Origin of the sequence: Bacillus thermozeamaize, from assembly GCA_002159075.1 — a bacterium.
Classification (GTDB): domain Bacteria; phylum Bacillota; class Bacilli; order ZCTH02-B2; family ZCTH02-B2; genus Bacillus_BB; species Bacillus_BB thermozeamaize.
This window is the reverse complement of sequence record LZRT01000104.1, coordinates 1-8,676: the sequence shown is the minus strand read 5'-3', so window position 1 is coordinate 8,676 and position 8,676 is coordinate 1. Positions and strand designations below refer to the sequence as shown.

Below are 8,676 nucleotides of genomic sequence, written 5' to 3'. Positions count from 1 at the left end.
TCCCAAGGACTGATGAGTTTAACGGAAAGATATTTCGAAATTCGTCAAGGTTGGCGAACCGCCTAGTGCGGACCCGCATGCTAGGTGGTGTGGGGGGACGGGGGTTAGTCGCCCCCTCCTACTCGATTTTTATAATCGATTGCAAACCAATGGCAAACCTTACGGTTCCGAAACATTTTATCCTTTTTTCCAGGTGATGTTTTCCTAGTGATGCAAAGGGAAGAATGCATGTTTGGTTTCTTGTGTTAAATAAAAGCCCATCCGGGTATTTGACGCCTATACGGGGGGATAACGCAAATGATGTGAACGGGGAGATCGAGCATCCTGGACCTCGATTGATGTTGAGTTTAACCTGACCGCCGCTCCAATAAGCAGGAATAGCGCTCCGATGAATGTGATGGTTGCGGCCAAGTGATTCAATTTAGCAACACGTTTACGATTTGCCATCATCACACCCCCACTTGATTGATTAATTATATGTTGCAGCGAGAAAATGGCGCGGACTGATGTATAAAAAATTTAGCCCAAAGGGCTATCAATTTAGTTCATTTTTTATGGTCTCTTGAGGTTCATTTAAGGCATCAAATGCAGTAACGATTAAGTTTGCTAGTTTTTCGATGTCGTCAATGGATTGAATGATTATTCTGCTCTCCCCTCTGCCTTTAGGTGCTTGGACTACTGTAAAATCGGGACAGAGTTTCGAAGCAAGATTAACATCTAATCGTGTAATGATATTTTTCTCAATTGCATCAAGATCAATCCTTAAAAACCAACGTGTTGTTACTCGATCGAAAATTGAGAAGTAAGCGGTTGTATCTTTATAATTGAGTTGTGAGACATCGCGTTCTGCTTTTACAAGTATATTTTTTACGATTTCAAAAGTCCTTATTTCATCTTCATGTGTAACAATGACTCTCTTAGGTGAATTGTTTTCTTCCTCTTGATCTAAATCATCTGTTTCGTCAGACGGTTCTTCATCCGATGGTTTTGTTTTTTCATTTTGTGATAGTTCCTTTGATGATAAGCCTTCGCTTATTATTTCCAACAGAGTATTTGAAATGGCTTTTTTGATGATGGGACGAAATCTCTCAATCACATTTGAAGTAATTCTCGTATTACTAAAGTCTTTGATGAGGAATCTTATGAAGTCGTCTGAGGGATTTTGAAACAATTCTTTTAAGGTAACATTTAAGTTAGACATATATACGAGTTCTTCTGCATATTTTCTTATTTTTTCAGTATCGAAATTCTGTTTTGTAAACTGCTGTATCGCTTCGATGTCTGAAGAGGTTAAATTTTCCATATCAAACATCAGAAACGGTTTTGAGTCCATAATGTTTTCTTGATTTAGGTCAGTGAAAAACTTATATTGAATTCCGTTTGTTAGGATGGCCACTTTAACTTCCGGCGTAGCATTAAAATACCTTGAAAGTTGAGTGCTATGTTTATCGAGGTTTTCTGTCACTGGTTTGGCCTCTATAAACATGATAGGATTTCCGTTTTTGAAAATAGCATAGTCAACTTTTTCGCCTTTTTTTGAACCAAAATCCGCTATGTATTCAGGTCTTACTTCAAGAGGATTGAAAACATCATATCCAAGCTTTTGTAAGAAAGGGATGATTAATGACTGTTTTGTCATTTCTTCATTGGTAATATGAGGTTTTCTCTCGCTGATGAGAACTGACAATCTTTGTAACTCGTTTTTAAATTCCGCCTCCATGTTTTTCCCTCCGTGATAGGTTTACTATTCTTCCGGTATATCACCAGGATTTTACTTAAATTTTGTGTTGCTGGATAATTTCCCAATCCTTCCTCAAATCTTGGCATCGTCTTCATCTTTCCGCTAAATTGTCTTCACTTTCGAACTAAAAAGATGTTCCATAAAAAACCTACAACAACTTTGAATGGAAGACAATACCATCATCAAAAATTTCTCCACCAAGCACAATTCACGTGGTTATTTTATTTCCAGCAAGTCATCCAATCCAATTACAATAACGCCTAAACCCCTTATTTCTCCCAAAAAATGGGGCTGACCCAATAGTCGAATGACGATGGGCCAGCCCCAGAAGATCGGAGTTAGTAAATAAAGGGAAACATAAATGGATAAAGCATATATGGATGATATGGGTGATATGGAAAGTGCATATACGGATGATCTGGATAATGGTGAGGGTATGGATAAGGCATAAAAGGGTGGTGTCCGAATGGAATTTGTCGAAGAGGACCCATCGGATACCCATCCTGTCGGAAATCCTTTTCGTTGCTCACCGTTGTCATTCGTGAATCACCCTTTCAGGATAATCACCTAGGGAATAGGTACATTTCAATCTATGCGTCTATCCATAGATGGGAGCTTGTCATGAGAAAAATGGGGATTTGTAACGATTTTGGATCCTCGTTTTATTTTTTTTCCTTCTCGGTTATTATAAAGCTATCGTTTTTTTTTCGGAGGATTTAACAGGAGGGACATCATGCATGGATCATGAGAAACCGCTTTGTCCATGTTGCGGTCACGAACTTCGTTGGTGGCGCGGCAAGTGGAAGTGTTTCGTCTGTGGGCTTTGGGACGGTTGCTGAGGGGATGTCACCAGCGACCCGGGTGGGTTGTGGAATGATGAAGAGCTCTTAAGCCCCGAAATTGGATTGGACAGCCTCCCTAATTTCTGAGACTATGAAGTCAGGAGGTTGTTCAAATGGAACGTCGCAAATTTACTCCAGAGTTCAAGCGTCAAGTCGTTGAGCAGGCGATTGCTGCTGGGAATAACACCGTGGTCGCGCACAAGTACGACATTCGCCCGAATGTGGTGAGTAAGTGGGTTCGTCAGTATAAGGCTGGTCAATCCATGCAGGGCAGCAGTCCAAAAGGAAATGCCACCCACGTGACCCAGCAGGAACATGCCCAGCTCGTCGCCGAGAATCGTGAATTGGACAAGCAGAACGCCCATCTCAAACAGCTGTTGGGTGAGAAAGACCTCGAAATCGCTATCTTGCGTGATCTGCTAAAAAAAGCCAACCCTCACTTGCGGATAAAGTAGCCATTGCGCACAAGTGGATCACAGCCGGGTACAGTGTTACTCTCGTGCTGCGCATCGTGGGAGTGTCACGATCCACTTACTATTACCAGCTAACCCATGAACCCAAGCCGCATACGACGGCTGGCGGACGTCCCATTCCTGGGTATTCGCTGACCAAGGATAACCGCAAAGTCAGCGATGAGCAGATGAAAGAGTGGCTTATGGAGTCCATCGCCGGGGATGGATATGCATACGGTTACCGGAAGTTGACTCACATGCTCCGACAGGACTATGGGCTCGTGATCAACGAGAAGAAGGTGTACCGTTTGTGCAAAGAACTGGATGTTCTGCGCCCACAGCGGAAAATCCGCCGGAAACATCCCAGGAAACTGGCCCAGAACCGCACCATTACGGCACCAAACCAGCTGTGGGAGGTTGATGTGAAGTACGGATATATCGCTGGTGAGGACCGATTCTTCTTTGTCTTGTCCTACATCGATGTGTATGATCGCCAAATTGTGGGATATCACATTGGACTCACCTGTGAAGCACGGCATGCAGTTGAGACGTTTCGGGCGGCGTTGTGGAAACGTCAGATTCTTCAGCGTAATGCTCCGCTCCCGATCATCCGTTCAGACAACGGGCCACAGTTTGTGAGCCATCTGTTTGAATCGGAGTGTGAGTGCTGGAATGTCGAACACGAGCGCATCCCGCCCAAGACGCCGAATATGAACGCATACATCGAGTCATATCACAGGTTACTCGAGGATGAGTGTTTGTCCATGTATGAGTTCGAGAGCTACGCCGAGGCGTATCAGGCCGTGGTGGAGTTCGTACGCAGGTATAACACTTGCCGGCTGCATTCGAGCCTGCACTACCTCTCGCCGGTCGAGTTTTACCGCCGTCACATGGAAACAGGGTTACAACCAAGGCGCCCGGTTCGAGTATGACGTACGGCGGTACGTAGTATGGACCTTTGCCCCTTAACGGCCCACACCCAGCGGGAGGAGGAGCAGTCAAGGAGGACCGAAGGTCCAGCAACGGCGATCCTTGACGGCCCGACGACCGATGGCAATTTCTAGATGAGGGCAAAGGCCGTAGCAAGACTGCGCAACAGCGCAATATCGGGAGCATGTGTCCAATCTGCGGGGGTTAATCCGAGAGTAGCCAGGTTTTCTTGAGACAACGAAGCGATCAGGATCCCGAAGAACAGATGATGAGGATGCCAGTGGAGGGTAGCTAGGTGAAAAGATTCGTTGCCATCATATTGATGCTTTTTTTGTTGCCTGGATTGTATGGATGCTCGGTGGGTGAAAGTCCCAAAGATGTGGCCAACAACTTTCTTACCGCGTTGCAACAAACGGATTTCGAAAAAGCGAGTGCTTTGGTGGAAAACGCGGAAATGGCAAATGAGTTTCAACAAGCTATGGATGCTGAAGAAGAGAAAGCAGCGAAGGCAATGTTGAGCAAAATCGCGTTTGAGCTTGGAAAAGCAGAGGAAAGTGAAGATAAAGCCACAGTGGAGGCAAAGATTACATCCTTGGATGTGGGAAGAATTGTGGCCAATTCGATGAAGGAACTGATGCCCATGGCTTTTGCCAGCGTGTTTTCCGACGAACCGGATACGGAAGAAAAAACGCAAGAGGCCGTAGACCAATACATCATGAACGCCATCAACGATCCGAATGCTCCCAAAACGACGACAGAAGTCAAGATCAATCTGGTCAAGACGAAAGACGGTTGGAAAATAGCCGAAGACAACGAGGAAATGTTGAGCGCGTTAGTCGGGAATGTGGATAAATTGTTCGATTTCTAAGAAAAAAGAAGGGGCATTCATGCGGTTTCCGTTTTTCAGCGGAAGCCGCATTTTTTTGTATAAAGCCTTTTTGAGACAGGTGTTGATGCCATTTGTCAACGTACGGAATACAATGGAGTCCAGGGAGTGATGGAGCCTGATGGGATTTTCCTGGATATCCATACGGGAAGAGGTGATGTCGCTTGGTTCGAATCATGATCGATCCCGGCCATGGCGGCAAAGACCCTGGCGCCGTTGCATATGGCCTGCAGGAAAAGCACTTGACGTTGGATATCGCAAAGCGGATCAAACGCATCCTGGAATCGGAGTATGAAGGCATCACGGTGGTTATGACCCGTGAGACGGACGAATATGTCAGCCTGCAGGAACGAGCCGACTTGGCGAATCGTCTGGATGCCGACTTTTTCCTTTCCATTCACGTCAATGCCGGCGGGGGAACCGGTTTCGAGTCGTACCGTTACACCAAAAGCATGCCGCAATCCAAAGTGTATCAGGAGATTATCCATCAAGAGATTGTCCATGCACTTGGAGACGACGTGACGGACCGCGGGAAGAAGACGCAGAACTTTGCGGTGCTTCGCCTGACGAAGATGCCCGCGTTGCTTACCGAGAACCTTTTTATTGACAATCTGCATGATGCCGTTCGTTTGAAGTCGGAATCTTTTCTTGAGAAACTGGCGCGCGCGACTGCCGGTGGGGTAGCCAAAGCATACCAGCTGGGGCGGATAAACCCCGCGCCATCCCCTGAGCCAAAAGCGAAGTACCGTTTGTTGACAGGTACGTTTTCAACCCGTCAGGAGGCCGAAAATGCCGCCGCAACGTTGCGCAGGCAATTTGGGTGGACGGTCTACGTGGTTGAGTAAAGAACCCCAGCCGAAAAGCTGGGGAGGTGTGCATCATGGATCGGCTTTGCGGATCAAGTCCACCCATTTGTAGAGGAACATGGTCGCATGTTGCTGTTCGTCAAAGGCCGCCCGTCTGAAAGCCACTCTGATTATCGGATCATGCGCCCGGTCCGCAATCGAATGGTAGAAATCAACCGTTTCCAATTCATCCTGAATGGAAAACTTCAAACCCTCTTCATAACTGCGGGGTTTCTCTGGGGGCGTGACGGACGGATAATATCCGGTTAATCTGCCATACAAGTGGACAAACGTTTTGTAGTGTTGGATTTCATCATCACGGATTTCCATGATTTGTTGCCGATTTTTCGCATCGGGAGCCATTTTTGCCAGCTGGCCATAGTAATGAATCGCTTGATATTGGCCGTTGATCGCTTTTCCGATGTCGTCCACCAGCGTCATGATAGACCCCATGGGTGGATAGGTATAGGGGAAGTGATACGGATGCATAGGGTTCGCCCTCCTTTTTGATTTCGGGATAGTATATGAAAACCCATGGGTGTGCGTACTATGTCTCTTTTGGATAAAATGGAATCGGTTTGATCAAAGAGTGAGGCGGAAGAGGGAGAAAGATGGAAAACATGTTGCGTGAGCGGGATGCTGAGGATCGGCGCTGGATGCGTGAAGCCATATTGGAGGCGGAGAAGGCGGCCAGCATCGGCGAGGTGCCGATTGGCGCGGTGATTGTGCGGGACGGCGTGATCGTCGGGCGGGGACACAATTTGCGGGAGACGGGGAAGGATCCGACCGCGCATGCGGAGATCCTGGCGCTCCGTCAGGCCAGCAGCACCCTGGGAGGGTGGCGGCTGCCGCGGGCTGTCATGTACGTGACGTTGGAGCCGTGTCCCATGTGCGCGGGCGCGCTTGTTCAGGCCAGGGTGGAGCGGTTGGTTTTCGGCGCCCGCGATCCCAAGGCAGGTTGTGCCGGTACGTTGCTGAACCTGGTCCAGTTCCCGTCGTTCAATCATCAACTGCAGGTGACAGAAGGCGTGCTGAGCGACGAATGTTCGGAGTTGTTGAGGCGTTTTTTCCGCCAGCTGCGGCAGAAGTCGTGAGCGGGGAAAGATGGCGGCAGGAGAATTTTTGTATTTGACGCCGGTTCTCTCATGAATTATAATATTTTGTGCGTTTTATATATGGGTTTCATATTGTGGAGAGGTGTCCGAGTGGTTTAAGGTGACGGTCTCGAAAACCGTTGTGCGGCCAAAACCGCACCGTGGGTTCGAATCCCACCCTCTCCGCCATACATCAAGGACGATAGGACGCCGCATGATGGCGTTTTTCCGATAAAGAAGTTGCCGATGGAGTTGCCGAGGCGAATTCGGCAGCTTCTTTTTTGTATGGAGCGGTAATATGGTAATGTGGAGAAATCGGTGAAGGGGGTGGTTGGTGTGGGGTTTTTTGACGGCCTGATGGGAAACGCTTCGGAGATGAATTTGCAGAAGGTTCAAAACGAGTTCGGCAGAATTCTGGCAAGAGAGGAGCGGATTGAGAAGGCGTATCGATTGATTCGCGATCTGTTTATCTTTACGAACAAACGCTTGATTTTGATTGATAAACAGGGGATCACAGGGAAAAAGATGGCGTATCACTCCATTCCGTACCGGAGCATTGTCCAATTCAGCATCGAAACGGCGGGCCATTTTGACCTGGATGCCGAGTTGAAAATCTGGATTTCGGGCAGCGAGCTCCCGATTCAAAAGCAATTTAACCGGAGCCTGGACATTTACGAGCTGCAGCGGGTGCTGGCGGAGTATGTCTTAAAGTGATCTGCCCGCGATAAAGGGGTTTCAGCGGCGTTTACTTGCGGTTACGCCTGATCGGCCTGCCCGGAGAAATCAGTCCCTTCTTTTTTTGAAACCACTGGCTCTCACTCAACATGATCGCCGCGAGAATCAGGACAACGCCCAGCCATTGCTGTGGCCGCACCGGTTCTTTCAGGAACAGCCAGGCAGCCAGGACGGCCACTGGCAGTTCGACGGAACTCAAGATGGTGACGACGCCGGCCTTCAGGTAAGGGGTGCCGGCCGCAAAGCAGATTTGTGGGATGACGGCGCCCAGGAGCGCGGTCACCAGTCCCAGCCAGCCCAGCCCCGCCCCCAGGTTTTCTGGAGTGAGGTAGACAGGCGGAAACAAGAGCAGGATCAAAAGACATGAACCCGTGACCATGAGCGGGCTGCGCAGCCAGGGAGAGATCTCCGTGGCGACTTTGCCGCTGGCGTACAGATACCCGGCAAAGGTGAAGGCTGCGAGGAGACCGTATATTACTCCCGATAGGGAAAGCGGCTGTTGGGAAGCGGCAAACAGGTTGGCGGCCAGAACCGTGCCGAGAAGCAGCATCCCGAGAAGCAGGCAGGTGACCGGGTGAGGCCTGCGTCTTTCAAACAGCCATTCGTACAGGGTGCCAATCCAGGTGAACTGAAACAGCAGGACGATACCCACCGACACGGAGCTTCGGGCCATCGAACTGTAATAAAAAAAGCCGGTCAAACCGCTCAATGATCCGACAGCCATGAGAGCAAGTCCCGTTTTGATGCTGATTTTTTGCCAGTGGCGCCGGTTGAGGAGGGCGATTAGCCAGGTGATGATCGCGCCAAACAGCTGCTGGCTGCCTGTAATTTCGGGCACGCGATGGCCCAGGGCAAAGCCGATGTTGACAACGGAGGCCAGAAGCCCGAAGCTGGCGCCGCCAGCAAGGATCAAGAGAGCGGCAAGATGTCGGTTCATCGTGATCTTCTCCCGGATGAAAAGTTCGCTGCTGTCACGTGCCAATTCCACATCTATTCTATCTCAAAACCAATTGGTGGCAAGCGGCGTGTCAACCCATATAAAAATCTTACCGAAGACGGAATAGATCACTCATTTGAAAATCTAACCCAACATTCACCTCAAAGAGGTATACTTGGGTGGCTTGCCCTTACTGACCATGACCTTCCTCTTC

9 protein-coding genes and 1 tRNA gene are annotated in these 8,676 nt (G+C 48.7%); 7 read left to right on the top strand and 3 right to left on the bottom strand.

The genetic code is table 11. From position 1 onward, the window contains the following. Window positions 1-535 precede the first annotated feature (535 nt). Entirely contained in the window at window positions 536-1,720 is a 1,185-nt protein-coding gene (locus BAA01_03155) for a DNA polymerase III subunit epsilon (protein OUM85404.1), read from the bottom strand. A gap of 976 nt (window positions 1,721-2,696) precedes the next feature. On the opposite strand from BAA01_03155, the gene BAA01_03150 reads away from it, so the two are divergent. The 4 genes from BAA01_03150 to BAA01_03135 all read left to right on the top strand — a co-directional run bounded on the left by BAA01_03150 (window position 2,697) and on the right by BAA01_03135 (window position 5,696). Then, window positions 2,697-3,038 (top strand): transposase, encoded by a 342-nt coding sequence (locus tag BAA01_03150; protein ID OUM85403.1) that lies wholly within the window; start codon window positions 2,697-2,699, stop codon window positions 3,036-3,038. Between the two features lie 2 nt (window positions 3,039-3,040). Then, entirely contained in the window at window positions 3,041-3,967 is a 927-nt protein-coding gene (locus tag BAA01_03145; protein ID OUM85402.1) for an integrase, read from the top strand. Window positions 3,968-4,260: 293 nt separating this feature from the next. Next, window positions 4,261-4,833, top strand: a complete 573-nt coding sequence (locus tag BAA01_03140; protein ID OUM85401.1) for a hypothetical protein — start codon at window positions 4,261-4,263, stop codon at window positions 4,831-4,833. Window positions 4,834-5,015: 182 nt separating this feature from the next. Beyond that, window positions 5,016-5,696 (top strand): hypothetical protein, encoded by a 681-nt coding sequence (locus BAA01_03135; GenBank protein OUM85400.1) that lies wholly within the window; start codon window positions 5,016-5,018, stop codon window positions 5,694-5,696. A gap of 33 nt (window positions 5,697-5,729) precedes the next feature. Here the strand turns inward: BAA01_03135 and BAA01_03130 are convergent, their stop codons facing one another. Then, window positions 5,730-6,185, bottom strand: a complete 456-nt coding sequence (locus tag BAA01_03130; protein OUM85399.1) for a hypothetical protein — start codon at window positions 6,183-6,185, stop codon at window positions 5,730-5,732. A gap of 131 nt (window positions 6,186-6,316) precedes the next feature. On the opposite strand from BAA01_03130, the gene BAA01_03125 reads away from it, so the two are divergent. The 3 genes from BAA01_03125 (at window position 6,317) to BAA01_03115 (ending at window position 7,504) form a co-directional block, all read left to right on the top strand. Continuing rightward, window positions 6,317-6,790: a tRNA-specific adenosine deaminase gene (locus BAA01_03125; GenBank protein ID OUM85406.1), complete on the top strand. Its 474-nt coding sequence runs from the start codon at window positions 6,317-6,319 to the stop codon at window positions 6,788-6,790. 97 nt (window positions 6,791-6,887) lie between these two features. Then, window positions 6,888-6,979: transfer RNA gene (locus BAA01_03120), tRNA-Ser, on the top strand. Between the two features lie 147 nt (window positions 6,980-7,126). Continuing rightward, on the top strand, window positions 7,127-7,504 hold the full coding sequence (locus BAA01_03115) for a cytoplasmic protein (GenBank protein OUM85398.1): 378 nt from the start codon (window positions 7,127-7,129) through the stop codon (window positions 7,502-7,504). Between the two features lie 31 nt (window positions 7,505-7,535). On the opposite strand, the gene BAA01_03110 is transcribed toward BAA01_03115, so the two are convergent. Continuing rightward, entirely contained in the window at window positions 7,536-8,438 is a 903-nt protein-coding gene (locus BAA01_03110) for a hypothetical protein (GenBank protein ID OUM85405.1), read from the bottom strand. Between the last annotated feature and the right edge of the window lie 238 nt (window positions 8,439-8,676).

Coding starts and splice junctions, on each gene's coding strand:
- BAA01_03155 (OUM85404.1), bottom strand. CDS start 1,720: ATGGAGGCGGAATTTAAAAACGAGTTACAAAGATTGTCAGTTCTCATC.
- BAA01_03150 (OUM85403.1), top strand. CDS start 2,697: ATGGAACGTCGCAAATTTACTCCAGAGTTCAAGCGTCAAGTCGTTGAG.
- BAA01_03130 (OUM85399.1), bottom strand. CDS start 6,185: ATGCATCCGTATCACTTCCCCTATACCTATCCACCCATGGGGTCTATC.
- BAA01_03125 (OUM85406.1), top strand. CDS start 6,317: ATGTTGCGTGAGCGGGATGCTGAGGATCGGCGCTGGATGCGTGAAGCC.